This window comes from Paenibacillus sp. JT31N17 (genome assembly GCF_056269255.1).
In genome coordinates this window covers 1-25,869 of the sequence record NZ_JBWDNP010000001.1, presented here as the reverse complement: position 1 = coordinate 25,869, position 25,869 = coordinate 1, and the positions used below count along the sequence as shown (strand labels likewise).

22 protein-coding genes are annotated in these 25,869 nt (G+C 50.2%); 1 reads left to right on the top strand and 21 read right to left on the bottom strand.

Annotated elements, in window-relative coordinates:
• Positions 1-122: 122 nt before the first annotated feature.
• The 14 genes from AC0YOB_RS00110 to cymR form a co-directional block, all read right to left on the bottom strand.
• Positions 123-2,276: a methyl-accepting chemotaxis protein gene (locus AC0YOB_RS00110; protein WP_475791007.1), complete on the bottom strand. Its 2,154-nt coding sequence runs from the start codon at positions 2,274-2,276 to the stop codon at positions 123-125.
• Between the two features lie 289 nt (positions 2,277-2,565).
• On the bottom strand, positions 2,566-3,822 hold the full coding sequence (locus AC0YOB_RS00105) for a peptidase U32 family protein (protein WP_475791006.1): 1,257 nt from the start codon (positions 3,820-3,822) through the stop codon (positions 2,566-2,568).
• Between the two features lie 37 nt (positions 3,823-3,859).
• Positions 3,860-4,825 (bottom strand): peptidase U32 family protein, encoded by a 966-nt coding sequence (locus AC0YOB_RS00100; protein ID WP_475791005.1) that lies wholly within the window; start codon positions 4,823-4,825, stop codon positions 3,860-3,862.
• 3 nt (positions 4,826-4,828) lie between these two features.
• Positions 4,829-5,968, bottom strand: a complete 1,140-nt coding sequence (gene mltG, locus AC0YOB_RS00095) for an endolytic transglycosylase MltG (RefSeq protein WP_475791004.1) — start codon at positions 5,966-5,968, stop codon at positions 4,829-4,831.
• Between the two features lie 187 nt (positions 5,969-6,155).
• Positions 6,156-6,452, bottom strand: a complete 297-nt coding sequence (locus AC0YOB_RS00090; RefSeq protein ID WP_210045702.1) for a DUF1292 domain-containing protein — start codon at positions 6,450-6,452, stop codon at positions 6,156-6,158.
• Positions 6,453-6,489: 37 nt separating this feature from the next.
• The gene (locus tag AC0YOB_RS00085; RefSeq protein ID WP_210045701.1) at positions 6,490-6,801 is read right to left on the bottom strand and encodes a DUF1292 domain-containing protein; all 312 of its coding nucleotides are present in this window, start codon (positions 6,799-6,801) and stop codon (positions 6,490-6,492) included.
• A gap of 8 nt (positions 6,802-6,809) precedes the next feature.
• Positions 6,810-7,226 carry a Holliday junction resolvase RuvX gene (ruvX, locus tag AC0YOB_RS00080; RefSeq protein ID WP_475765301.1) on the bottom strand — a complete coding sequence of 139 codons (417 nt, stop codon included), beginning with the start codon at positions 7,224-7,226 and terminating at the stop codon, positions 6,810-6,812.
• A 27-nt stretch (positions 7,227-7,253) separates the two neighbouring features.
• Positions 7,254-7,517, bottom strand: a complete 264-nt coding sequence (locus AC0YOB_RS00075) for an IreB family regulatory phosphoprotein (protein WP_210045699.1) — start codon at positions 7,515-7,517, stop codon at positions 7,254-7,256.
• Between the two features lie 48 nt (positions 7,518-7,565).
• Positions 7,566-10,208: an alanine--tRNA ligase gene (gene alaS / locus AC0YOB_RS00070; protein ID WP_475791003.1), complete on the bottom strand. Its 2,643-nt coding sequence runs from the start codon at positions 10,206-10,208 to the stop codon at positions 7,566-7,568.
• A 389-nt stretch (positions 10,209-10,597) separates the two neighbouring features.
• On the bottom strand, positions 10,598-11,668 hold the full coding sequence (locus AC0YOB_RS00065) for an AI-2E family transporter (RefSeq protein WP_210045697.1): 1,071 nt from the start codon (positions 11,666-11,668) through the stop codon (positions 10,598-10,600).
• Positions 11,669-11,964: 296 nt separating this feature from the next.
• Entirely contained in the window at positions 11,965-12,159 is a 195-nt protein-coding gene (locus tag AC0YOB_RS00060) for a hypothetical protein (protein WP_210045696.1), read from the bottom strand.
• Entirely contained in the window at positions 12,156-12,707 is a 552-nt protein-coding gene (locus AC0YOB_RS00055; RefSeq protein WP_210045695.1) for a PRC-barrel domain-containing protein, read from the bottom strand. Before AC0YOB_RS00055 ends, AC0YOB_RS00060 begins: the two co-directional genes overlap by 4 nt.
• A gap of 16 nt (positions 12,708-12,723) precedes the next feature.
• The gene (locus tag AC0YOB_RS00050) at positions 12,724-13,878 is read right to left on the bottom strand and encodes a cysteine desulfurase family protein (RefSeq protein ID WP_475791002.1); all 1,155 of its coding nucleotides are present in this window, start codon (positions 13,876-13,878) and stop codon (positions 12,724-12,726) included.
• 65 nt (positions 13,879-13,943) lie between these two features.
• Positions 13,944-14,363 (bottom strand): cysteine metabolism transcriptional regulator CymR, encoded by a 420-nt coding sequence (gene cymR / locus AC0YOB_RS00045; protein WP_210045693.1) that lies wholly within the window; start codon positions 14,361-14,363, stop codon positions 13,944-13,946.
• A 250-nt stretch (positions 14,364-14,613) separates the two neighbouring features.
• On the opposite strand from cymR, the gene mnmA reads away from it, so the two are divergent.
• Positions 14,614-15,714 (top strand): tRNA 2-thiouridine(34) synthase MnmA, encoded by a 1,101-nt coding sequence (gene mnmA, locus AC0YOB_RS00040; protein ID WP_475791001.1) that lies wholly within the window; start codon positions 14,614-14,616, stop codon positions 15,712-15,714.
• Positions 15,715-15,838: 124 nt separating this feature from the next.
• Here the strand turns inward: mnmA and AC0YOB_RS00035 are convergent, their stop codons facing one another.
• From AC0YOB_RS00035 to hisS, 7 genes are all read right to left on the bottom strand, one after another.
• Positions 15,839-17,191, bottom strand: coding sequence for a hemolysin family protein (locus AC0YOB_RS00035; RefSeq protein ID WP_210045691.1), 1,353 nt, complete (start codon positions 17,189-17,191; stop codon positions 15,839-15,841).
• Between the two features lie 247 nt (positions 17,192-17,438).
• Positions 17,439-18,749, bottom strand: a complete 1,311-nt coding sequence (locus AC0YOB_RS00030) for a replication-associated recombination protein A (protein ID WP_475791000.1) — start codon at positions 18,747-18,749, stop codon at positions 17,439-17,441.
• Positions 18,750-18,999: 250 nt separating this feature from the next.
• Entirely contained in the window at positions 19,000-20,343 is a 1,344-nt protein-coding gene (locus AC0YOB_RS00025) for an Nramp family divalent metal transporter (protein ID WP_475792267.1), read from the bottom strand.
• Positions 20,344-20,542: 199 nt separating this feature from the next.
• Complete coding sequence (locus AC0YOB_RS00020; RefSeq protein WP_475790999.1) at positions 20,543-21,022, bottom strand: hypothetical protein; 480 nt, start codon at positions 21,020-21,022, stop codon at positions 20,543-20,545.
• Complete coding sequence (locus tag AC0YOB_RS00015; protein ID WP_210045688.1) at positions 21,019-21,774, bottom strand: tRNA threonylcarbamoyladenosine dehydratase; 756 nt, start codon at positions 21,772-21,774, stop codon at positions 21,019-21,021. The genes AC0YOB_RS00020 and AC0YOB_RS00015 overlap by 4 nt, the downstream gene beginning before the upstream one ends.
• Positions 21,775-21,950: 176 nt before the next feature.
• Positions 21,951-23,765 carry an aspartate--tRNA ligase gene (aspS, locus tag AC0YOB_RS00010; RefSeq protein WP_475790998.1) on the bottom strand — a complete coding sequence of 605 codons (1,815 nt, stop codon included), beginning with the start codon at positions 23,763-23,765 and terminating at the stop codon, positions 21,951-21,953.
• Positions 23,766-23,847: 82 nt separating this feature from the next.
• Positions 23,848-25,095: a histidine--tRNA ligase gene (gene hisS / locus AC0YOB_RS00005; protein ID WP_475790997.1), complete on the bottom strand. Its 1,248-nt coding sequence runs from the start codon at positions 25,093-25,095 to the stop codon at positions 23,848-23,850.
• Positions 25,096-25,869: the final 774 nt, after the last annotated feature.

The window sequence follows — 25,869 nt, the reverse complement described above, 5'->3', positions numbered from 1 at the left end:
TCCCTCATAAGCCTGCCAAGGAATACTCTTGCCACACTAATTATGCGGCTAAGAGGAGAAGTGCAATCCCCACGCAAAAAACCGGGCATTCTCATGCCCGGCAATGTTCATCAAGTTTCGTTCTATCGTTCTTCCGTGCGGAAACGGGATAATGTCTCCTTTAAGCCAGTTGAGACAGTCTGAAGCTTATCTGATAGCCCGACAAGCCCCTCGCTGATATTCGTCTGTTCATTGCTGAGGGAGGCCACTTCCTCGGAAGTTGCAGATGATTCTTCGGCAACCGCGCTGACATTTCCCATTGCTTCCGACAATACAAGCTGTGATCGATCCAATACCATAATCGATTCCGTAACGGAGCTGAGGCGGTCAACGAACTGTCCCATCTGGCTCTGAACCGTTAAGAAAATCTGATTCGCTTCTTTAACGGAACCAATCTGTTCCTGGAAGATCGGATAGGCATCGGAAAGCACGTTAACGGTTTCATCAATTTCTTTCTGGATGGTGTCGGTGAATTGTCCGACCACATCAATGGATTGGCGGGATTGATCGGCAAGCTTGCGGATCTCGTCAGCCACCACCATAAAGCCTCTTCCTGCCGCTCCTGCACGAGCTGCCTCAATGGTTGCATTGAGGGACAGGATGTTCGTCTGTTTGGATATATTGTTCAAGACGTCCAGAATCTTGCGAATCGATGACGTGCTTTCTTTAAGACGGTCAACCTTCTCAACCATGGATCGGGTCATTTCTTCTGTTTGGCCCGTTTTCTCAATGAGACTGTTCATATAAACCGTCCCTTGACGACTGGCATTCTCAACCTCAGCGGCAGAAGTGCCCATTTGTTGATTGGCATCCATGACTTCCTTCATCTGGTTGCTGATCTCAGTTGTCAGGTCGCTGCCTTTCTCCGCCTCCATTGCAAGGCTTGTTGCCCCATTGGCAATTTCCTCAGTAGCTACCGCAATTTCCTTGGCGGATACAGCCGTTTTCTTCGATGCATCGGTCAATTCGCTGGCAGTGCTGAGTACATCCTGCGCGGACTGCGTGGTTTGATTAACAAGCGTCGTGATCTGCGCCATCATTTGATTGAAGCTTTGTGATAATTGGCCGATTTCATCCTGTGACTTTACATTCGACCGTACAAATAAATTCCCGTTCTCGCCTTCATTCATCAAATTGCGGAGTCTGCCGAGCGGAATAGCTACCATACGGATGACCAGGAATCCGATACCAGCGGCAATAACAGCCGATATTGCGGCAATTATCCAGGTCCAGTTGCGGATTGCGGCAGCGTCTTTTACCAGTTCCTTCACGGGCACCGTACCAAGCAGCTTCCAATTCATCGTATCGAATTGATGATACATAGCCAAAACTTCATTCCCGTTCTTATCATCCACCTGCATCGATCCATCCGCTGCATTCTTCCCTTCTGTAGGAAGAACGACCAGGGAGTCCTTCTCCAGAAGTTCCGGATCATCACTATAGACAATTTTATTTGTACTGCTCACGATGGTAATTTCACTGTTGTCGCCGAGCTGCAAATCTTCCATCTGTTTAGTGATTTGTTTCAGGAATATCTCGACCACGACAATATAATTGCCTTGGTTGGTTACGGTATTTTTCAGCACTCGGCTAAGCGCAAACGAAGGCTCTGTCAAAGAGCCGCTGTAGCCTTTCACTTTGGTTGGCAGCCATATAAGCTTGCCATCCCCGTCAACAATTTGCTGCATCCAATCCGACTTTTGAGCTTCTTCTGCATTTATTGAGCTTCCACCAACCGTGATGCTTGTTTCTCCTGCCTTGATTGGAATGATTGATGCTCCTACAATCGTACTGTTGCCGATAACATAGGTTTGAATTGTATCGGTCAGTTTTTTCATGGCATCAAATTTCTCATAGGCTTCTTTTGAAGCGTCAAGCATCTGCAGGTTTTCCTGTACTGTTTTGTCCAGCATAATTTGCATTGTCAAATCTTCATAGTTGCCGAACATAAGATCCAATTTGCCCTTGGATTGAGAGAGTGCAACTGAGCTCGACTCGGATACCTTCTTCTTGATTATCGACTTCGACGTGGAATAAGAAAATAATCCGACAAACAGCACACATACCAGAATCGCACTGAAAATAATTAGAAACAGCTTGGTTCCCACTGACTTAAGCGGACTTGTAAATTGAAAGTTCTTCAAACTTTTTACAGACGAACTGTAAAGCGCCTTCGCATCCTTTTTCTTTTCTTCTGAGCCCGTGTTTGCTTTCTTGTCCTTGTTCGTCCATTTCATCGACCAGACACCACCTGATATAATGTTTGTTTGCAATTGTGCTCGTACGTCTGTGTTAATGAGTCGTTCACTGCCATTGTTATATGTAAGAAAATACGAAAAAAATTAATTTATGTGCTGAATCCTCCTAACGTCCCAAGCCTTTCCTCACAATTTGGCGGAAATCAATATCCTATATATCGGTAATGAAGGCCATCATTGTTAGCCGATTTTATCAAAAGTTCATAAAAAAACCTTTCCTGGTGAAAGCTCACCGGAAAGGCGCATGACTTTAGTCTTATGAAGGAACCTAATTTACACGTACCCGTTTGCGCATCATATCCATCGGCTTGACCGGATGCTCGGTTTTCAATACGATAGATTGCAGCGGATGGCGCGCCGCATCTAGCGTTGTTCCCGCTTCATCGGCAATTGGACCGACGATCTGCTTGAAAAAGGTGCCCTGCGGGCCAAAGAACTCCACTTCTTGTCCAGGCTTGAAATGATTGCGCTGCTGGACAACGGCAAGCCCTGTAGATGAATCGTAGGACAGAACAACGCCGGCAAAATCATACGGAGCCGCCTTTTCCTCCGGCTCATAAATATGATCCTCCGCACCAGGCGTGTCAAAGAAAAAACCGGTGTTGAGAGGACGGTTGGCCGCCTTGTTCAAATCATCCAGCCACTCTTGCTTCATTATATAATGCTCCGGGTCAGCCATATAGGAATCGATAGCTTGCCTGTAAGCATTAACGACCGTGGCGACATAGTGAACACTTTTCATCCGGCCTTCTATTTTGAAGCTGTCGATGCCCGCTTCAATCAAATTTGGAATGTCTGCCAGCATGCACAGGTCCTTGGAGCCCATGGTGAATTTGTCTTCATCGTCACCGAACATCGGCTTGTCTTCATCAAAAATATCATATTTCCAGCGGCAGGACTGGGAGCATCCGCCCCTGTTGGAATCTCTGTCTGTGAAATGATTGGACAGCACGCAGCGGCCCGAGAATGAAGAGCACATGGCCCCATGGATGAAAGCCTCTATCTCAATATCCACATGAGCCTTGATCTGAGCGATTTCCTCCAGGCTTGTTTCGCGGGCAAGCACCACGCGCGGCAGTCCCTCTTCTTTCCAAAATTGGACAGCCTGCCAATTCAGCGTAGATTGCTGGGTGCTCAGATGCACCTCCAGCTTGGGGGCTACTCGCTGTGCCGTCTCAATAATGACGGGATCAGCAGCAATGATGGCCGCAATTCCGGCTTTCTGGAGATTCTGAAGATAATCCTCCAAGCCTGCAATATCCTCATTGTGGGCATAAATATTTGTAGCTACGAATACCTTCGCTCCATAGCGTGCGGCAAATTCGACGCCTTCCTTCATTTCTTCAAAGCTGAAATTGCCGGCTCCCGACCGCAGACCATACTTCTGGCCGCCAATATATACGGCGTCTGCTCCATAGTGAACGGCAAATTTAAGCTTTTCCAAATTCCCTGCCGGCGCCAGCAGCTCGGGTTTGGCGAGCCGATGACGTTTACCGGTTAAATTCGGCGATGTTAGGGTCGTCACGGTGTCACCTCCTAAATAATCGTTATCCATTTATACTTTAATACACCTGTTCTTTATAGAAAAAGCCGTAAGACAGCTCTCGCGCGGGATCTTGCACAGCCTTGATTGCATCAAGCCATTCCTCCTGAAAGGAATAGTCTGCCGGACTCTCAAAATAAGCATCGATAGCGGCACGGTAGCTGCGTACTACGGTCTCGTTGTAATTGGCTGATTTAAGCAGTCCCTCAATCTTAAAGCTGTCAATCCCGGCTTCCATGAGTTCATGCAGATTTTCAATCATGCAGATATCATCCGAGCTCATGATATGAGTCCCGTTCGCATCCTCATAAATGGGAAAGCGTTCGTCCGGCCGTTCGACCTCAATCAAATACAAACCATCCTCATACGTGCCATGCGCAGTTCCTCCCGGCATTTCCCCATCCACTTCGCCGGCATTCGCCGATTGTCCCTGATGATCCAAATAATTCTGCACAAGCGGCCTCTTGGAATGATAAATATTCGTTAAACCATGAACCTGCACCTGAACCTGCAGCTTCGTGTGCGCCTTGGCTTCCAGCACCTGCTCCATATTCAGCTCGCGTGCAAGCACTACCCTTTCAGCGCCACGGCGTCCCCAATAATTAGCCGTCTCATAATTGGTTGAAGTCATTTCCGCATTCCAATGAAGCTTCAAGTGAGGAGCAGCCATGCGTGCAGTCATCAGGACAGCAGGGTCTCCGAATACAATGCCATCCACGCCGGCAGCTGATAAAGCCTGAATATAATCAGGCAGCGTTTCTACTGTCGCATTATCCATAACATTGTTAAGAGCCCCATAGATAGCAACACCCTTGGGGTGCGCTATCCTGACCGCTTCGGCCATAGCCGCAGCATTGAATTCGCCCGGCAACCGAAGGCCGTACCGGGATTCACCAAGCACAAATGCATCTGCGCCCGCTTCAATCAGCCGTTCCACCTCTTCCAATGAAGCGGCGACAGTGAGCAGCTCGGGTTTCGTTGTCATGGTCTACCCTCCCTGTTTCGCCGTTTCATTGCTTTTGGCTATATTTTGATTATGCTCTTTCAGGGTGCGGCCGAACAAATGCTCATGGCTGCCGTCTTTCTTGGTCACATAATAAAGATAATCCGTTTTCTCCGGCAGCAGGGCAGCTTCAATCGATTTGAGGCTTGGCGAAGCAATCGGACCTGGCGGCAGGCCTTTAATCCGGTACGTATTATAGGGACTATCCACCTGGGTATCCGCTTCCAGCAGCCGTTCTTTGGGTGCAGGAAGGGAATATTGTACGGTAGCATCAATTTGCAGAGGCATGCCTTCGGCAATCCGGTTATAGATAATTCCAGCCACGATTGGCCGTTCTTTCTCCACCACAACCTCACGCTCAACCAGAGAAGCAATAGTCATCAGTGAATGAAAATCTATTTTACGCTCGGCAAGCGTCTCTTCCCAGTTCTCCGGAAGCGAATCCAGCTTGTGATCCAGCTCTCCCAGCATACGGGTAATGATCGCCTCTGCGTCGCTGCCTTTCTCCATCTCGTAAGTCTCCGGGAACAAGTACCCTTCCAGGCGATGCTTCATCTGCTTGCTGTCCTTAGGGATATCCCTTACAGCCTCAGCATCCCCCCAGGTCTGTTCGGTATCAGCCAGCTTGAGGAATGCCTCCCGGTCCACATAGCCGTCTTTGCTCAAGGTAACGGCGATTTGTTCAATCGTAAAGCCCTCCGGGATGGTAAATCGGATCGTTTCCTTCTCCAATATCGCTCCCGCATTCAAGGCAGCAATAATTGCATCCTTGTCCATGCCGGGATTCAAGGCGTATACGCCAGCTTGAAACCGCGGGCCTTCATCCTTGAAACGCAGATAATATTTGAAAAGAAAGGCATTCCGAATAATCCCCTCTTCTTCGAGAGTATCGGCAAAATTAAACGGAGACATTCCTTTTTTGAGCTCGATCTGTTTGGCGTCACCTTTTGAGGCAGGGCGCAGGCCATTCCATATGTAGAATGCAATACTGGCTGTTATAACAATAATTAAGCCTAACAGTGTAAGTATGACCCATAGGGTTATTCGTCCACGCCTTGGTCCTGCTGGGCGATTATTATTGTTTACCGGCTTCTCACTCACCGGCTGCTGGTCTGATCGATCCAAGGATATATCCTCCATTATAATGAAATCGCGGAAAAGGACGGCCTTGCGCCGCCCCCATCCTTGAAGCATCAGAGACAGCTTCAGCTTCGGCTGATCATCCCTGATCTAATCTATGTGAAGAAATTTTGCCATCTTCTTCTTATTGTTTCAGTTATCATAATTTGATAACCAAGTGAGTTGGGCTATACTACGGCTGCTGATCCCCGTCAAACAACAAGTCGTCATAAGCTTCTGCAGCAGCTTCCCATTCCTCATCATCCTCGATGGACTCCAGTGACGGCTCTGAACCGCCAGTAAGAATTCGGAAGAATGCTACTTCATCCGACTTTCGCATGAGAGCGGATTGCAGACCCGCATAGTCTGAACCGCCAACACGGAACTCAGCTACAATTCTCAGCGATTCTGTCTGTCCGTCCTCGCCGACCAACTCGACTTCCTGCCCGTAAACAGCCTTCAGGACGGAAATTCTCTCGACAGTGGACACCAATTATGCACACCTTTCTTCAGGAAAAAAATAATTCTTAGCCTTCGCTCTCCTCGATCTCGGCAAGAAGTGTATTAAAGGTTTCTTCAACCATATTCCACTCTTCTTCGTCCTCGATCGTATACAGCTTCAAATCATCGCCTTCTTCTTCATAACGGAAAGCGTAAACCTCTTCAGCTTCTTCCGAATCCTCGTCGGAATCTGCATTCAATGGCACAACCATCATATATTTCTGATCGGAACCGTCTACCTCAAACTTCATGACAACCTCGAATTCTTCCTCGTTGCCTTCTTCATCTGGAATGTAGATGATTTCCGGCTCTTCGTACTGCATGTCGTCCTTTGTCATCGTTACCCTCACCTTTTCGTTTTAGAATCGAGATAATTTTGCAAAATGAGCGCTGCCGCCATTTTGTCCACCACTAACTTTCGCTTCTTCCGGCTGACATCCGCTTCGAGCAAGGTTCTTTCTGCCGCGACAGTTGTCAGACGTTCGTCCCATAGGTGAACGGGTACATTTAGCTTTTGCTGCAATGTTTGTGCGAATGCGATGCAAATTTCGCCACGCGGACCGATGGTTCCATTCATGTTTTTCGGTAAACCGACCACAATTTCGCTTACTTCATGCTCACGGACCAGACTTTCAATCGCATTGATTTCACTATTGTCGCGACGCTTCTCGACAATACCGAGTCCTTGAGCAGTCCAGCCGAATGCGTCACTGACGGCAACTCCGATTCTGCGGTCGCCGTAATCCAATCCCATAAGACGCATACGCCAGATGACCTCTTTCATTGAAAATTACGTACGATGCTTGCTTAAATACGAGCGCACGAGTTCTTCAATAAGCTCGTCTCTTTCTTTTCGGCGAATTAGACTTCTGGCGTTGTTATGCCGCGGAATGTACGCGGGATCTCCGGACAACAGATAGCCGACAATCTGGTTGATCGGATTGTAATCCTTCTCCTGCAGAGCATCGTAAACAGACAGCAGTATCTCTTCTGAAGAAGTCTCGGGTCCCTCCGCCTTCACGTCGAATTTCATTGTCTTGTCCATGGAACTCATCGCCAGCACCTCACTTTCCAAGTCGCTTAAAAACGGTAATATAGCTAATCATATCACATTTCCCTGGGATAGAACCAGTTCTTGCGCAATTTGCAGCGCTTCTCCTAATTTAGACGGATCTTTGCCGCCGGCCTGGGCCATATCAGGGCGTCCGCCCCCGCCTCCGCCGCAAGCTGCCGCTGCCGCTTTAATGATTTTTCCGGCATTGTAGCCCTGTTTGACAAGCGCAGGAGATACCGCTGCCACCAGATTAACCTTGTCCTCTGAAACGGCTCCAAGAACGATCACGGCTTCGCCGAGCTTTGCTCTGAGCTCATCCACAATGCCGCGCAGCGCATCCATGGACGGCGCATTGACCTGACTGGTCAAAACCGTAACCCCGTTCACAGTCTTCGCCTGCGATTCCAGAGAGCCTGCTTCAATGCGGCCAAGCTTGCTTTGAAGCGATTCATTTTCCCGGCCAAGCTCCTTCACTTGCGCATTCAATGCTTCAATCCGTCTTGGCACTTCATTCATATTCGATTTCAGCAATCCGGCAGATTGCTTGAGCAGATCCAGCTGGCTCTCTACATATAAATATGCATGGCGGCCGGTAACCGCTTCGATCCGGCGTACACCTGAGCCGATTCCGCTTTCGCCCACCAGCTTGAACAGCCCAATCTGCGCGGTATTGGCAACATGACAGCCGCCGCATAGTTCAAGACTGTATTCTCCGACGCGCACGACACGCACGACATCGCCATACTTCTCGCCGAAGAGTGCCATAGCTCCCATTGCCCTGGCTTCAGCCAGCGATTTATAATCGATCTGCAGCGGCGTTCCGATCCAGATTTGTTCATTAACACGGCGTTCAATATCGCTCAGCTCCTCGGCGCTGATGCTGCCGAAATGGGAGAAGTCAAAGCGCAGGCGCTCCGGCTCGACGAGAGATCCCGCCTGATTGACGTGCTCGCCAAGAACATCTTTAAGCGCGCGGTGCAGCAAATGAGTTGCGGTGTGATTCTTAATGGTCGCTTCACGCGTTTGTCTGCTGACAGCGGCTTGAACACGATCGCCGACACGCAGCGTTCCGCTTGTAACGAGGGCGTGATGAACCGGTTGTCCATGCGGCGCTTTGGTAACATCCTCGACAATCAGCGTAAAGTCGCTTCCGGTAATCATGCCATGGTCGCCGACCTGTCCTCCGCTTTCTGCATAGAAAGGCGTTTGGTCCAGCAGCACAAGAACGCGGCTGCCTTCACCGGCCTCGCTTACCGACTCCTGGCCGCTGACGATGGCAATCACCGTTGCCCCTTCGGCTGTCAGCTCATCATAGCCGATGAATTCCGATTTCTCGGTGAAATTCGCAAGCGGACCGCCCTGCACATTCATGCTGCCCGTATCCTGTCGCGCCGACCTCGCCCTGTCGCGCTGCGCTTCCATTGCTGAATCGAAGCCTTCGCGATCTACCGTCATGCCTTGTTCTGATGCATAATCCTCGGTCAAATCAAACGGAAATCCGTAGGTATCATACAGCTTGAACGCATCCGGACCGTTGATTTCCTTCTGGCCGGCCGTCTTGGCCGTTCGTACGAGTTCATCCAGCAGCGCAAGCCCATCCGACAGCGTTTCGTGGAAACGCTCCTCTTCCGTGCGGATGACCTTCTCGATGAATTCACGTTTCTCAACAACTTCGGGGTAGTAGACACCCATGATATTGCCTACTACTGCGACCAGTTCATGCAGGAAAGGCCGGTCTACGCCCAGCGATTTGCCATAGCGGACCGCACGGCGCAGCAAGCGGCGGATAATATAACCGCGTCCTTCATTTGACGGAAGAACGCCATCTCCTACGGCAAAAGCAACTGTACGGATGTGATCGGCAATAACCTTCAATGCGATGTCATGCTCCACATTGGTCCCATAACGAACGGAATCGCCGGCAATCTGGCAGGTCTGATTAATAATCGGACGGAACAGATCCGTGTCAAAATTGGAATCCACATCCTGAAGGATCGATGCGAAGCGTTCCAGACCAGCGCCGGTATCGATGTTTTTGTTCGGGAGCGGCGTATAGCTGCCGTCCTTGTTATGGTTGAATTGTGAGAAAACAAGGTTCCACACTTCCAGAAATCGCTCATTCTCTCCGCCAGGCCAGCATTCGGGATCACTCAGATCGCCGTATTTGTCCCCGCGGTCATAGAAGATTTCCGTACAAGGACCGCATGGTCCCTCGCCGATATCCCAGAAGTTCTCATCCAGCTTGTAGATCCGCTCTACAGGCAGACCAATCTTCTCATTCCAATAACGGAAGGCTTCCTCGTCTTCGGGATATACCGTCACCGACAAGCGATCCGGCTCAAAGCCGATCCACTCGGGGCTCGTCAGAAATTCCCAGGCCCAGGTTATAACCTCTTCCTTGAAATAATCGCCGATCGAGAAGTTGCCCAGCATCTCAAAAAACGTATGATGCCGGCGCGTTTTGCCCACATTCTCGATATCATTGGTGCGGATGCATTTCTGGGAATTGGCGATTCTCGGATTATCCGGAATGACACGGCCGTCGAAATACGATTTAAGCGGGGCCATTCCGGCATTAATCCACAATAGGGAAGGATCGTTATGCGGTACAAGCGATGCGCTTGGTTCGATTTTATGGCCTTTGCTTTCGAAGAAAGCGAGCCATTTGGAACGGATCTCACTGGCTTTCATAAAGAATCAACCTCCATCATAAATTGAAAATAAAAAAAACGCCCCCTAAAAACAGGGACGAATCATTCGCGGTACCACCCTGGTTATTGCCACGAACCCCAGCAGGGAAGAAATCTCTTCCGGCCGGTAATCCCAATATGGGCAATCTCCTTAAGCGGGCGTTAACGGGCCCAACCGGTGAAGTTCTTTCACACTCCGAAACCAGCATTCAGCGGTTCTTCGCCAATAGAATTCTCTCAGCCGACGCAGTATTGCTCTTCATGCAAGCAATCTGCGAAGAAATTCTTTCTCTGATTGGCGGGCTACAGCCTACTATAGTTTCATCCACGCTTTGGCAGTCATGCAATTGACTTATTTGCATTTAGTATAGCGACACAGCAGGCCTGCTGTCAAATGGTCTTTCGACGCACATAATAGGCGAATATATGCTGAACGACAACCTTCAGAGCCGCAAAAATCGGCACCGCCAGAATCATCCCCACCATGCCCGCCAGTTCACCCCCAACCAGGAGGGCAAAAATAATCGACAATGGATGCATATGCAGCGTTCTGCCTACGACCTGGGGGGAAACGACATTGCTCTCAAGGATTTGGCAGGCGGTATTGACAATAACGACCATCAGCACCATTTTCATCGATATGGTGGATGCCATGACTAGCGCCGGCGCCGCGCCGAAGAACGGTCCGAGATAAGGAATAATATTCGTAATCGCCACCACGCTCGCAAGAAGCAGCGGATAGGGCATCCCAATGATCCAGTAACCGATATAGGCCAGAATGCCGACAATCAGACAAACGAGAAATTGCCCACGGATATAGCTGCCAAGCGCATTGTCAATATCCTTGATAAGCCTTACAGCATGGTTGCGGTGGGTTCTGGGCACATAAGTCAGCACCGTGCGCTCGAACACATTGAAATCCTTCATAATATAAAAGGCCAGAAATGGGATAATGAATGCGATAAAGATGACATTAAGCATCGCCCCGATATTATTGACAAAATCAAAAATCGCATCGGATGACTGTTTTTCCAGCTTATACAACGAGTTATTGATCCCGCTGCGGATGCTTTCCGGCAGAAATGATGTATTGTTCAAATCATTTACCAGGCTCTGCGCACGCATCGTCAAATCCGGCATATGCTGATTAAGCTCCTGCAGCTGCTCCAGAAACATCGGAATCGCATTGATAAGCACTACCGTAAGCGAAGCACAGAACACAGCGTAAATCAGCAGCACCGCCATCGTTCTCGGCACTTTCCGTTCATTAAGTAAATTCACGATCGGATTCAACACGTACGAAACAATCATGGCAATGAGAAAAGGAGCCAGAACGGCTTTGAGAAATCCGTAGATGTGCACGATGATCGGCTTCACCAACAGGAGTAAATATAAAGAAATCAGCCCCAAAATCAGATATATGAGCCAAGCAAAAAAGCGGTTGTTAGTAAAGCGCTCCATACTCGTCCCCCCGCACGACCCTTAGGAACCTGTCCAGAATCGTTCTTCCGTACAGTATATGTACAAGGCAGGGAATTCATCCTTTGTAATTGCGGGATGCCGTTTAATTCCAATCTCCGCATTGGCGGGTTCAGCCAAAAAAATCCGCAAAAAAAAGACGGGCTTTCGGCCGCCTTTTTAAAAAACTTATAGAATTTATAATCGTTTCACATCGATAAATTTCTATAAGTTCAGTGGGAAGAAACTCGCTGAGCCGCCATAGGGCGTCCGCAGGCGTTTCTTCTTGCAGAACCTTATTAATTTGCATGAATCTGAGGAATTTCCTCTTCAAAAAACAAATCGTCGAGCGAGCTTAACGTGCCATCCTCTTCCACTTGAAAGACAGACATTTTATCGCCATTGACTGTCAATTCAATGAAGCACCCCCAGCAGTAATACTGGTGGGATCCGATTTTCCCGATATCTTTCGAGTTGCAGTTTGGGCATCTCATGTTTCATTTCTCCCTATATCCGAATCAGAAGCGGCGACCGGCTCCATAAATGCCTCAATGCCGGCCGGAACGATAATCGCATTTTCCCCGAGCAGGACAAGATCAGCATCGCGCGGAGCGGGCAGCCACTTGCGGCCTTCCATCAAATCCGCTATAAACCCATCTGTCAACTCATAGCCTACTATTTGTGTACCCAGTAAATCCTCAAAATAAACATCCGATACCCGGCCAAGCTGCTCGCCGAGGTCCGTAACGATCGGCAAATCCTTCAAATGGACAAGCCCTGTGTGAAAAGTCCGCTGAACTTCAACGGTTTCCTTCTTGCGGACCGATGCCTCATTCATGACGAGAACGGCGTCACCGCCGCAGATCAGAACCTCACTCCAGCGCACGGTCTTCATGGCGGATAAGAACCGCCTCCCGGCATCGAGCACTATTCCATCAAGCTGCCAATGTTCGTTAAACCAGACGTCTTTTACATAGCCTACATGCTTGCCTTTGCTGACTTCAATAACAGGAAGTCCAATCATATGCTGTAATCGGATCAAAGGGTTTGGAGGCCTCCTAGGCATTAGTACGGATGCGGTTGTAAAAAGTTTCAACTTTTTTTGCCGCAATCTCAAGTTCCTCCAAAGTATTCCCCAAACCAAAGCTGAAACGCACGGCAGACGATAATCTCTCAGGCGGCAAAGCCATAGCTTCCAGCACATGAGACGGCTCGAGTGCTCCCGCTGTACAGGCTGAGCCGCTTGACGCTGCGATCCCCTCCAAATCCAGGTTCATCAGCATCGTCTCCGTATTCAAACCGATAAAGCTGACATTAATAATATGCGGTACTCTCAGCGTATCGTGGCCATTAATGATCAATCGCTCAGAGCCGACTATCCTGCGCATACTATCTATCCATTTATAACGAAGCTCGTCCATAAAAAGTTTCTTTTCCTGCCATGAATTCACAGAATGTTCAATCGATTTGGCGAAACCTACGATTCCGGCCACATTTTCGGTTCCTGCACGCCTTTTTCTTTCCTGTAAGCCGCCATATAGCAAAGGCATGATGGATGTCCGTTTGGAAACATACAAAGCCCCGACTCCCTGCGGTCCGTTAATCTTATGGGCAGAGAAGCTCATCAAGTCGACCGGCATACCCTTCAGATCGATCGGAAGCAAAGAAAGCGCCTGAACGGCGTCCACATGAAAGAGAACCCCTCGCGAATGGGCAATTTCGCCAATTTCCTCGATGGGCTGTACGGTTCCGGTTTCATTGTTGGCATACATCACACTAATAAGCGCTGTCTCTGCAGTGATCGCCTTCTCCACATCCAGGGGAGATACGCGGCCATCCGAATCGACCGGAAGGACGGTTAACTGAAATCCTTCCTTCACTAATGCTTCGCAGGTATGCAGCACCGCATGATGCTCCACTGCCGATGTAATGATATGTGTTTTTCCTTTAAGCTTGCCTGCTCTTGCCGCACCCGTGATAGCGGTATTGTCGCTCTCCGTGCCGCCGGAAGTAAAAACGAGCTCCGAAGGCTGGCAGCCCACCGCTGATGCAATAATATCCCGTGCATGATTGAGCCGCTGACGCGCCGCACGGCCAAAATGATGAATACTCGACGCGTTGCCGGGTTCACCCGTATAAACCTCCATCATGGCCTTGGCCACCTCGGGATGGAGAGGTGTTGTTGCTGCGTGATCCAAATAAATAAAAGCCATCGTTCCTTCACCCTTACCGGCCTTTCGGGCCTTGACATTATCCCGTCAAACCATATCTTTCATTCTTAGATATAAAACATGTATGAATCGATTTCACCATTCTCTTTATAGGAGATCAGGTCCGCAAGAGTGGTAGAATCTAGCACCTCAGCTATGCTGTCCCGGATGCGAAGCCACAGATCCCGCTTGGCAGGGTCGTCTTCTTCTGTAAAATCAACCGGAGAAATCGGCCCTTCCAGTATCCGGATCACATCGCCTGAAGTAATGGATTCCGGTTCCTTGGAGAGAATATAGCCGCCGTATGCGCCGCGGATGCTTTTGACAAGTCCCGCATTCCGCAGCGGCGCGATCAACTGCTCCAGGTAATGCTCCGATAAATTATTTCGCTCCGCAATACTTTTCAGTGACGTGGGGCCTTCCCCGAATTTATTGGAAAGCTCCATCATAATGGTTAATCCGTAACGTCCTTTAGTTGAAATCTTCAACTTCGACACCTCTTCTTCATTTGAAATATATCTGTATTTAAGGTAGGTTGTTCTATACACTTCTAAATCATGGTATTCCCATAACATATATATGTTAACATACGAAATGCGCTTTAGGGGAAAAAAGCTTGACTACTTCATGAAAAAGTTTATCAAATTATGCTACAATAAAGAAACTTATGAGCAAACCTTCTTATCAATATAACAGAATGTACCCGCTCATTGTAATAATCAAGGTGGTGAATCAAGGGTGAGTAACAGTCAAATTCGCGTAGTTGTCGGCATGTCCGGCGGTGTGGATTCATCCGTCACTGCCCTACTGCTCAAGCAGCAAGGCTATGATGTGATCGGCATATTCATGAAGAACTGGGATGATACAGACGAATTCGGCCACTGCACTGCAGAGGATGATGCCGAAGATGTAAGGCGCGTCTGCGATCAGATCGGTATTCCTTATTATACCGTCAATTTTGAACAAGCCTATCAGGATAAGGTATTTGCTTATTTTCTGGACGAATACAGGCGCGGACGCACGCCGAATCCGGATGTCATGTGCAACCGTGAAATCAAATTCGGTGAATTTCTTCAAAAAGCACTGGATCTTGGCGCCAATTATTTGGCAACGGGTCATTACGCACGGCTTGAACAGCTGGACAATGGAGAATCGCGCCTGCTGCGCGGTATCGATGGCAATAAAGATCAAACCTATTTCCTGCATGCATTGAGCCAGCAGCAGCTGGCTAAAGCGATGTTCCCAATCGGACATCTGCCCAAACCGGAAGTGAGAAGAATTGCGGAGGAGTTCGGGCTTGCAACGGCCAAGAAGAAGGACAGCACCGGTGTTTGTTTTATCGGGGAGCGCAACTTCAAGGAGTTTCTGAGCGGTTACCTGCCGGCCAAGCCTGGAATAATGGTAGATATCGAAAGCGGCGAAACGAAGGGCCGTCATGATGGCTTGATGTATTACACTTTGGGCCAGCGTCAGGGACTTGGCATCGGCGGCTCCGGAAACGGAGAACCCTGGTTTGTCGCAGCCAAGGATCTGAGCGAAAATATATTGTATGTCGTACAAGGAGACAAGCATTCCAGCTTGTACTCAAACTCGCTTACCGCCACAGGTATCAACTGGATCGCCAATGTGAAGCCGGAGGGCACTGTCCGCTGTACCGCCAAATTCCGTTACCGTCAGCCGGATCAAGGCGTCACCCTGACGCTGAGCAGTGACGGCTTGACCGGTGAAGTTGTATTTGACAGCCCGCAAAAAGCGATCACCCCCGGACAGGCCGTCGTATTTTACGATGGCGATATCTGTCTGGGCGGCGGCACCATAGACCAGGTTCATCAGGATTAAGTCTTGAAGATGAGCCTAAAGCAGCCTCCTGCCGTCCTCTGGTTCGCAGAGTCAATGCTGTAAAGCCAAAAAGGGATTGCCTCCATCATGCATCATGACGGGGACAATCCCTTATTTTTTTATATTAACCGGTATCGACTTGAAGCTCCTGTACAGGATTAAACGCTTCTTCCGATCGTTTGCGAATTAAAATTCGCGATACACGTAAATGATCTGTTTCTTCAATGATAAACTCATAGCCGTCGGGGTGATACACCATTTGATCGCGAGTCGGCGGTATCTCAATCTGTGCATACATCCATCCGCCTATCGTATCATAATCATCGCTTTCAATATCGATGCCGAAGTAGCTGTTGACTTCTTCAATCAGCATCATTCCGCTTACGGAATGGGAATATTCATCCTTGCGTTCAACATCCGGACGTTCCTCATCGAATTCATCCTGAATTTCCCCGACGATTTCCTCCATGATATCTTCCAGCGTCACAAGTCCCGATGTACCGCCATATTCGTCAATCAGGATGGCGATCTGCGTCTTTTTCTTCTGCATCAGCTTTAAGAGAGTACTGATCTGCATGGATTCGGGCACTGTTGTCATTGGGCGGGTAATCTGGCGAAGATCCGAAATGCCCGGAGCCGTCGTCACTTTCAGCATGTCTTTAATATGCACGAAACCGATAATATTATCTTTGTCACCATCACATACGGGATATCTGGTATGCATCTCCTTGAGTGCGATTGCCTGATTGTCATCAAAGGAGAAATTGGCATACAAGCATACCATCTCGGTCCTGGGAATCATGATTTCTCTGGCATTCGTCTCGGCAAAATCAAATATGTTATCAACGAGTGCGAGCTCTGTATTATCAATAAGACCGGATTTGTGGCTTTCCTTCATCAAGATACGGATTTCTTCCTCCGTATGCGCCAAGGTGTGCTCGGAAGCAGGTTCAATACCGATCCGTGTCAGCATCCAGTTGGCAGTGCCATTTAAGAACCATATGAAGGGGAACATAATTTTGCGGAATACGATGAGCGGCATGGCAGTCCACATCGTCACATCTTCCGACTTGCGAATGGCGATTGTTTTTGGAGCAAGCTCACCAAGCACGATATGCAAAAACGTGATGATGGAGAATGCAATTGCAAATGAAACCGTAGAGATTACCGTCTCATTGGAGCCCAGCTTAAGCATAATCGGCTCAATAAAGTGCTTGAGCGCCGGTTCTCCAATCCACCCGAGACCGAGCGAAGCGAGCGTAATGCCAAGCTGACAAGCGGACAAATACGCATCCAGATTGTTTGTCAACATCGAGGCAAAACGCGCACGGCGATTGCCGTCTTGTACGAGTGTGTCGATTCGGCTGCTTCTCACCTTCACCATTGCAAATTCGGCAGCTACGAAAAAACCATTCAAAAAGACAAGCAACAAAATCAAAACACCACTCCACAATATGGGTAACGGGTCACTATTCAACGATTCCCTGTCTGCCGCTTGTCGCTTGTAAGGAACGACGGTAGCAACGACAGGTGCACCTCCTTCTGGCCATGAAAATTATAATAAAAGTTTATAATCTAAGATTAGTCGAATGCTAACTTTACGTCAAACGTGGTGAATGCTGCATGTGGTCATTTTCGAGTCTATAGTAATGAATATTCGGTAAAGGTTGACCTTTATGCACATTTTACTTGCTCTTGCTTACTTTTATAAAGAAACTCGTCGTTTAACGCCCATTTCGCCGCTCTTGATTCTGTCTGATTTTATCTTCCATTCCCTGCTGCGTAGCCTCGTAAAACGTTTTATTGCGAATTTTATCAGGCAGATACTGCTGTTTGACATAATGCCCGGGAAAATTATGCGGATATTGATAACCGACATGGCCAAGCTGCTGCGCCCCGCTGTAATGGGCATCCCGCAGATGAAGCGGAACTTCTGCCGAGCCTGCCGCCTCAATGGCATTCATGACATTCCCGATGGCCACCGCCGCAGCATTCGATTTGGGACTCTCGACCGCGAATAGAATGGCCTGCGCAATATTGTATTTGGCCTCCGGCCAGCCGATCTTGTGGTAGGCATCCATAGCTGTAACCGCCTGCACCATAGCCTGCGGATTGGCAAGTCCGATATCTTCGCTGCAGGCGACAATAAGCCGCCTGATGAAAGTCATAGGGTCCATTCCAAGCTTCTCGACCGCATACAGGAACCAGAAGAGGGCCGCATCGCTGGAGCCCCTGACGCTTTTGTGGAAAGCCGAGAGCACATCATACTGTGTGGATTCATCCGCTCTGATGCTCGGCATCCGGATCGATTCTTCCGCCACTTCAAGCGTAATCCGTACGGAACCATCCTGCTCCGAAGGCGTTGTTACGGCTGCGAGTTCGATGGCATTTAGCGCTCTTCGGATATCGCCCCCTGCCTTGTTCGCAATATGCTGCAGCGCCTCTTCCTCTACATGCAGATCCATAAAGCCCAGGCCCTTCTCCTTGTCAGCCAGCGCCCGCCGCATCGCTTCAAGCGCATCCTCACGGGTCAGTGCCTCCAGCTGAAACAAGGTGGATCTCGACAAAAGCGCTCCGTTCACATAATGAAACGGATTTTCCGTCGTTGCTCCTATGAATACAATGACGCCCTGCTCGACGGCCGGCAGCAAGGCATCCTGCCTGGAGGAATTGAAGCGGTGCACCTCGTCCAAAAACAAAATGGTTTTACGTCCATACATGGACTTGTTCAGCCTGGCTTCCTCTATAACCGCACGAACATCTTTGACCGTGGCATCCACTGCATTCAGCTTGACAAACTCCCCTTGTGTTCTCCGGGAGATAATATGGGCTAGCGTGGTTTTGCCGCAGCCCGGCGGTCCATACAGCAGAATCGAGGATACCTGATCCGCCTCGATTGCCCGCCGAAGCAGCTTGCCCCGGCCGACTATCTGTTCCTGTCCGATATATTCGTCGATGGTTTGCGGTCGCATCCTGTCTGCCAACAGCTTGGCTTTGGAGGAATCCGCCGTTTCCTGATAATTGAATAAATCCATTCATAACACTACCTTTGCAAGATTCGCCCCTGGAATCATCTATGTCTGTATAATACTGTCATCATAACATACAAGCACAAATGTTCGCTACCCGGCAGGCATCTCACTAAGTCAATCTGACAGGGCTGCGCTTAAGTCAGATTCTTTCCTTGGATGAAAAACAGCTCTCCGTGATGGAGCCTCCCCTGTAAAAGGGGGCCAGCATCAATGGAGAACTGCCGTTTGCTTTGACATTTACGATATCCGGCTCTTATCCACGAAAAGTCTGGACGAGCAGGTAAATATTCAATACCGCGATCACTACCGCCACAATCCATGCCAGAATTTTGAGCCATAGCGGATTGGCGAACTCCCCCATCTTCAGCTTGTCGCTTGTGAACTTAACAAGCGGAATGACGGCGAATGATAATTGAAGCGACAGGATAACCTGGCTCAGGATCAGAAGATCCATCGTTCCTTCTTCACCGTACAGCATGGTCACGATAACAGCCGGAATGATGGCGATCAGCCGCGTGATCAGGCGCCTCAGCCAAGCTTTGAGGCGAATATTCAGGAAGCCTTCCATCACGATCTGACCGGCCAGCGTTCCCGTCAGCGTCGAGTTCTGGCCTGCCGCCAGAAGCGCTACTCCGAACAAGACGCTTGCGGCGGTCGTACCCAGAAGCGGAGCCAGCATATGGTAGGCATCATCAATCTCTGCGATGCCGGTATTACCCGAAGTGTGAAAGGTCGCCGAGGCAACGATCAGGATAGCCGCATTGATGAACAGTGCGAAAAACAAGGCTATCGTCGAATCCCAGGTCGAATATTTGATGGCTTGACGTTTACCCAGCGTCGTTTGTTCAAACTGGCGCGTCTGGACGATGGAAGAATGCAGATACAGGTTATGCGGCATGACTGTCGCGCCTAATATCCCAATAGCGATATACAGCATTTTCGGGTCGGTAATAATTTCACTGCTTGGGATGAAGCCTTTCAGTACGCCGCCGATTTCGGGTTTTGACAGAAATAATTCAACCAGGAAACAGCCCCCTATAGTAACAATCAGCGTAATGACTAGAGCTTCTATATATCGGAAACCTTTATTTTGCAGCAAAAGAATAAGCAGAACATCAACGACCGTAATCATAATGCCGACGATCAATGGAATACCGAACAGCAGGTTGAGCGCGATCGCAGAACCGATAACTTCAGCCAAGTCGCATGCGGCAATAGCGAGCTCACACAGAACCCACAGCATCATCGCAACCGGTTTGCTGTAATGATCCTTACAGGCCTGAGCCAAATCCCTGCCCGTAACAATTCCAAGCTTCCCGGCAAGCGCCTGCAGTAAAATCGCCATGAGATTGGATAATAAAATAACCGATAACAGCGTGTATCCAAACATGGAGCCGCCTGCTATATCCGTTGCCCAGTTGCCGGGGTCCATATATCCGACAGCCACCAGGTAGCCGGGACCTGCAAAGGCAAGAAATTTACGAAACCATGATCCATTCTTCGGTATTTTCATGGAACGGTATACTTCCGGAAGCGATGACGAAACCCGTTCATTCCGCCAGCCTGTTTCTTTTACAACGGGTGCTGATTCATTCATCTTGCCCTCACCTCTCGATGTCATCCAATATCTACTCCCTACATGTATGCCAATGCTTTTGGATTGTTTCCTCATTTCATTGTACACCCACAAAAAAGTTTGTCAAAGGCAACTTTTGTTGATATGCACAAAAAAAACCGCTTCAATGTCATCATATCTCATGATTTCACTGAAACGGTTCTTTATTCGCGGTATTTGATTATTCCTGCTTGTCCACTGCCGGAGTATCCTGTGAAGGGGCAGCGCTGATCTTTTTCTTTGCCGGACGTTTGCCGGAACTCTTGGGCTTGGGTTTTACCGGTGAACGGAAGCGCATAGCGGTCCAGGTATCATCAAGCGAAACTAACGATACCCCTTCCCAGCCTGCCGATTTCAGCACATTCCAGCCGCGGTCGCGGTTAAGATCCGTCTTGATCTTGGACGTGCCTTTTGGATAGCAGATCCAGACCATGCCGTCATCTTTGGCCGCTTCCATGACAATAGGTGTATGCTCATTCAAATCAGCAATACTGGGTGCAAACAATAGTACAAAATCGTAAGAGCCGGCCAGCTTGGGATCATAGGCGACCGATTCCCCGCTGACGCTCAGCTCCTCCAAATAATCAGGAGAAGGCGGCTCCAGAATCAAAGCCCGCATATCCAGAGAAAGACGTAATTTATTCACTAAGGCTGCGTTCACGGTGTTTGTCCTCCTGATTGTAACAAATCTTTAACAACGACACTAACCATGATAAGACCCGCCACCGGAGGGACAAATGCATTGCTGGCCGGCGGCTGCTGAGCCTTGCGAATTTCCGGCGCATTATCGGGCACGATCCGCTGCGTAACATCCTCACGCGGCTTCTGCGGCGCCTCTGTCGAGAACACGACCTTTACGCCTTTTTTGATCCCGTCCTTGCGCAGCTTCGTGCGAACGACGCGGGCTATGGGATCCATGGACGTTTTGGAAATATCCGCCACCTGGAACTTCGTCGGATCCATTTTGTTGGCGGCGCCCATGCTTGAAATAATCGGAATTTTACGTTCCAGACATTGCTTGATGAGATGGATTTTATACGAAATGGTGTCGGACGCGTCGACCACATAATCCAGCTCATATTCGAACAGCTTCTCATAGGTCTCTTCGGTATAAAACATCCTGAGCGAAATTGCATCGCAATCCGGATTGATCAGCTTGATCCGCTCCCGCATGAGATCGGCCTTGGGCTGGCCCACTGTAGTTGTGAGCGCATGAATTTGCCGGTTGATATTCGTGATATCCACAACATCCTTGTCAATCAGAATAATACGGCCCACACCGGTCCGGGCCAGCGCCTCTGCGGCAATGGAGCCTACTCCCCCAATGCCAAGCACGGCGACAGTGCTCCGCTTCATGATCTCAAGGCCCTCAGGGCCGATAGCAAGCTCCGTACGCGAAAATTGATGTAGCATATGGTACAAGCACCTCCTAAAGTCCTGCATAAGCAAGGACAGCCTCTCGGTACGACACTGCTGTCTTAGAGGCAAGCATCCCGCCGGATGAACCGGAGGGACGCTCCAGCCGTACCGGGATCGAACCGTCCTTGTTTACACGAGGTCTATGTTAAATGGGCAGCCTTCCCGCAAGTCTACTCAGCTGGCGTTCCGGCAGCGGCTGCTGCGGTTTCCGTCTGCTTTACCGGCTTGGGAAGCGTGCGAATGTGAAGCTGCTGCAGCTGTGACAAATCGACCTCGGATGGGGCATCGACCATCAGATCGGTTGCGCTTGCCGTTTTTGGAAATGCTATCGTCTCGCGGAGATTGGTACGGCCGGAAAGCAGCATCACCAGACGGTCGAAGCCAAAAGCGATTCCTCCGTGCGGCGGCGTTCCATAATCAAACGCATCCAGCAGGAAGCCGAACTTCTCATGCGCTTCTTCGGAAGAGAAGCCAAGCGCCTTGAACATTAGCTCTTGTACCTCGCGTTTGTAAATACGCATGGAGCCCCCGCCCACTTCATACCCATTGAGCACCAGATCGTACGCTTGCGCGCGGATCTGACCCGGATCCGTCTCGAACAAAGCCAGATCCTCCTCGTTCGGACGGGTGAACGGATGATGTTCGGCCACGAAACGTTTGGAATCTTCATCCCAGCCAAGCAGCGGGAAATCCACAACCCAAGCGAATTTGAAGGCCGACTCATCAATCAGGCCCAGATCCTTGCCGATCTTCAGGCGCAAATTGCCAAGCACATCGGCGACCACTTTCTTCTTATCGGCCGAGAACAACAGCAAGTCGCCTTCTTCCACGCCAAGACGCTCGGTAAGCGAAGCGATTTCCTCCGGCTTGAAAAATTTCACGATCGGTCCACGCCATTCACCTTCCTTGACCGTTACCCAAGCCAGGCCTTTGCCGCCGTAACGCGATGCAAACGGCTGGAGGTCATCCAGCTCCTTGCGGCTCCAGCTGGCACAGCCCTTGGCATTGAGCGCCTTCACAACGCCGCCGCTTGCCGCTACGCTTGCGAATACTTTAACATCGCTGGTGCTCACGATATCTGTGATATCTTCCATCTCCAGGCCGAAACGCAGGTCAGGCTTATCCGAGCCGTATTTGTTCATGGCATCGGCATAGGTAATTTGCTGGAAAGGGGCATGAATGTCGACCTGTACGGTTTCCTTAAGCAGCCGGACAACCAGCTTCTCCATCAGCTCAAGCAGCTGCTCCTGCGACAGGAAGGAAGTCTCTATGTCCACCTGCGTAAATTCAGGCTGACGGTCGGCGCGCAGATCCTCATCGCGGAAGCAGCGGGCGATCTGGTAATAACGCTCAAGTCCGCTGACCATCAGAAGCTGCTTGAAGATTTGCGGCGACTGCGGGAGCGCGAAGAATTCGCCGGCGTGTACGCGGCTTGGCACCAGATAATCACGCGCGCCTTCCGGCGTGCTTTTGGTCAAGATCGGCGTTTCCACATCGATAAAGCCTTCTCCATCCAGGAAGTCGCGGAATATTTTGGCGGCTTTGGAGCGAAGCTGAAGCGTTCTTTGCATTTCCGGACGGCGAAGATCCAGATAGCGGTATTTCAAACGGACCGATTCATCCACTTCCACGCCATCCTCAATCGGGAATGGAGGCGTTTTGGCCGCGTTCATAATTTCGATTTCCGTGACGCGGATTTCAATTTCACCTGTTGCAATGTTCGCGTTGACCGTTTCCGCATCGCGTTCGACTACCTGACCTTTGACAGCCAGTACATATTCATTGCGCGCGCGGTCTGCAATAGCCAGCGCATCTCCGGAGAAATCCGGGTTGAAGACGATTTGCACAATGCCTGTACGGTCGCGAAGATCAATGAACAACACGCCGCCGAGGTCGCGCCGGCGCTGTACCCAGCCGTTCAATGTAACGGTCTGGCCTACTTCCGTTTTCGTTAACAAGCCGCAAGAATGAGTTTTCAACATCATGATTAGAGTCGACTCCTTTTAAAGTGTGTTCGTATTTTTGGCCATACACAAATCCGGATCGTACATTGAGAAATCACTGTCGTTACCCCAGAATTTCATCGGCCAGCCGGACAAGCGGAACGAAGCGCTGCTCGCCGCTTGTCATATCCTTCAGAGCAATCTCGCCCTTGGCCAGCTCGTCATCGCCCAGTATCGCGGTGTAGCGTACGTGCAGGCGGTCCGCTGATTTCATCTGGGCCTTCATTTTCCGCCCCTGATAGTCCCGTTCTGCCGCAATGCCGCGCAGGCGCAGCTGCTGCAGCACCTTCGTCAGCTCGCGTTCTGCCGCTTCGCCGAGCGCAACCAGGTAGACATCGACCCCGTTCAAATTCTCATGCTCCACATTCTGCGCTTCAAGCAAAATCACTGCGCGTTCCAAACCAAGTCCAAGTCCGACACCCGGCTGATCAGGACCGCCGATATCGGCAACCAGTCCATTATAGCGGCCGCCGCCGCCAATGGTATCGATAGCGCCGATGCCTGCAGCCTTGTATTCGAAGGCGGTGAGCGTGTAATAATCAAGACCGCGCACAAGCCGGGAATTGATTGTGAACGGGATATCCATATCAGTCAGGCTGCGCTGCAAGGCCTCAAAATGCGTCCTGCTCTCCTCATCCAGACTGTCCAGAATGGACGGGGCGCCTTCAAAAAGATGCTGATCCTCCTTGCAGTCCAGCACACGCAGCGGATTGCGGTCGATCCGGGCCTGGCAATCCTTGCACAGCAGCTCGCGAATCGGATTCAGGAAGCCGAGCAGCTCACCGCGAAATGCCGCACGAACAGCAGGCGTTCCAACGGAGTTGATTTCCACGGTCACTCCGCTAAGGCCAATTTCCTTATAGAACATATAGCCCAGCGCAATGACTTCCGCATCGAGAGCAGGATCAACCGCACCCAGCGCTTCTACGCCGAACTGGTGAAACTGGCGGTAGCGGCCTGCCTGCTGGCGTTCATAGCGGAACATCGGGCCGATGTAATACAGCTTCGTCAAATCCGGTTCCCCATACAGCTTGTTCTCGACAAAAGCCCGTACTGCGCCTGCGGTACCTTCCGGGCGGAGCGTGATGCTGCGGTTGCCGCGGTCCGTGAATGTGTACATCTCTTTCTCTACGATATCCGTCGCTTCTCCCACGCCCCGTTGAAATAATTCCGTCGCTTCAATAATCGGTGTACGGATTTCCCGAAAATTAAACCGTCGGCAAATATCGCGTGCTTTGCTCTCTACAAATTGCCATCTCTCTACAGAACCAGGCAGAAAATCCTGCGTTCCAGGCGGCTTCTGAAATCCCATCGTTAACCCCTCCTTCTTATAATGGCCCTTCCTTCGCAAATACCAATTCATTTGCATCTGATGGGGAAAACCCGGCTGCACCGGCTTCCGGGCAGATAGCCCTCTTCCCCTTGTACCTTATTTGACTAGATACGTGTGTGATGATTCTACGCTCTATAAGGCCAAAAAAGCTCCCGCCCCTGCCTTATCAAGATAAGGCAAAAGGGACGAGAGCTGCGATAAACGAAGCTTCCGTGGTACCACCCACATTTCGAATCCAGACCGCCAGCAAGCACGGCATTGATTCGCTTTACCCGGTTAACGCCCGATTACGCAGATCGGCTAATGTGCAACGGAACTGATGCAGTCCGTTAGCGGTTCACCGATTGTCCTCCGGGAAGTCTGTTCGTTCATGCACGCCGAGGATTCTTGCAGCCAAGGAATCCCTCTCTGAATTGGTGCGGGTTGAACGACGCGGTCCCATCACTGGATCGACACAATATAACAATCATTGTAGCGATGGGAATGGGGGCTGTCAAGGGGGATGCCCCTAAATCCCCCGGAGGGGGACCCAAAAGGGCTCCGGCCCTCTGGACACCCGGCCGAATAACGTTGGCGATGCTGACAAGCGGGTTAGCTGCTGCGAGGTTGCCTCGTTTTTCGTCCCTTGCGGGACCTGCAGCCGCCCCCTAAATCCCCCGGAGGGGGACCCCAAAGGGTTCCGGCCCTCTGGACACCCGGCCGAATAACGTTGGCGATGCTGACAAGCGGGTTAGCTGCTGCGAGGTCGCCTCG

Excerpts from the sequence above, each read along its gene's own strand:
- ruvX (WP_475765301.1), bottom strand. The coding sequence starts at position 7,226 with ATGCGTCTTATGGGATTGGATTACGGCGACCGCAGAATCGGAGTTGCC.
- AC0YOB_RS00060 (WP_210045696.1), bottom strand. The coding sequence starts at position 12,159 with ATGAGATGCCCAAACTGCAACTCGAAAGATATCGGGAAAATCGGATCC.
- AC0YOB_RS00075 (WP_210045699.1), bottom strand. The coding sequence starts at position 7,517 with ATGAGTTCCATGGACAAGACAATGAAATTCGACGTGAAGGCGGAGGGA.
- AC0YOB_RS00085 (WP_210045701.1), bottom strand. The coding sequence starts at position 6,801 with ATGACAAAGGACGACATGCAGTACGAAGAGCCGGAAATCATCTACATT.
- AC0YOB_RS00100 (WP_475791005.1), bottom strand. The coding sequence starts at position 4,825 with ATGACAACGAAACCCGAGCTGCTCACTGTCGCCGCTTCATTGGAAGAG.
- AC0YOB_RS00015 (WP_210045688.1), bottom strand. The coding sequence starts at position 21,774 with ATGCTACATCAATTTTCGCGTACGGAGCTTGCTATCGGCCCTGAGGGC.
- alaS (WP_475791003.1), bottom strand. The coding sequence starts at position 10,208 with ATGAAAGCCAGTGAGATCCGTTCCAAATGGCTCGCTTTCTTCGAAAGC.
- AC0YOB_RS00025 (WP_475792267.1), bottom strand. The coding sequence starts at position 20,343 with ATGAATGAATCAGCACCCGTTGTAAAAGAAACAGGCTGGCGGAATGAA.
- AC0YOB_RS00030 (WP_475791000.1), bottom strand. The coding sequence starts at position 18,749 with ATGGATTTATTCAATTATCAGGAAACGGCGGATTCCTCCAAAGCCAAG.
- AC0YOB_RS00110 (WP_475791007.1), bottom strand. The coding sequence starts at position 2,276 with ATGAAATGGACGAACAAGGACAAGAAAGCAAACACGGGCTCAGAAGAA.
- aspS (WP_475790998.1), bottom strand. The coding sequence starts at position 23,765 with ATGATGTTGAAAACTCATTCTTGCGGCTTGTTAACGAAAACGGAAGTA.
- hisS (WP_475790997.1), bottom strand. The coding sequence starts at position 25,095 with ATGGGATTTCAGAAGCCGCCTGGAACGCAGGATTTTCTGCCTGGTTCT.
- AC0YOB_RS00050 (WP_475791002.1), bottom strand. The coding sequence starts at position 13,878 with ATGGCTTTTATTTATTTGGATCACGCAGCAACAACACCTCTCCATCCC.
- AC0YOB_RS00065 (WP_210045697.1), bottom strand. The coding sequence starts at position 11,668 with ATGGAGCGCTTTACTAACAACCGCTTTTTTGCTTGGCTCATATATCTG.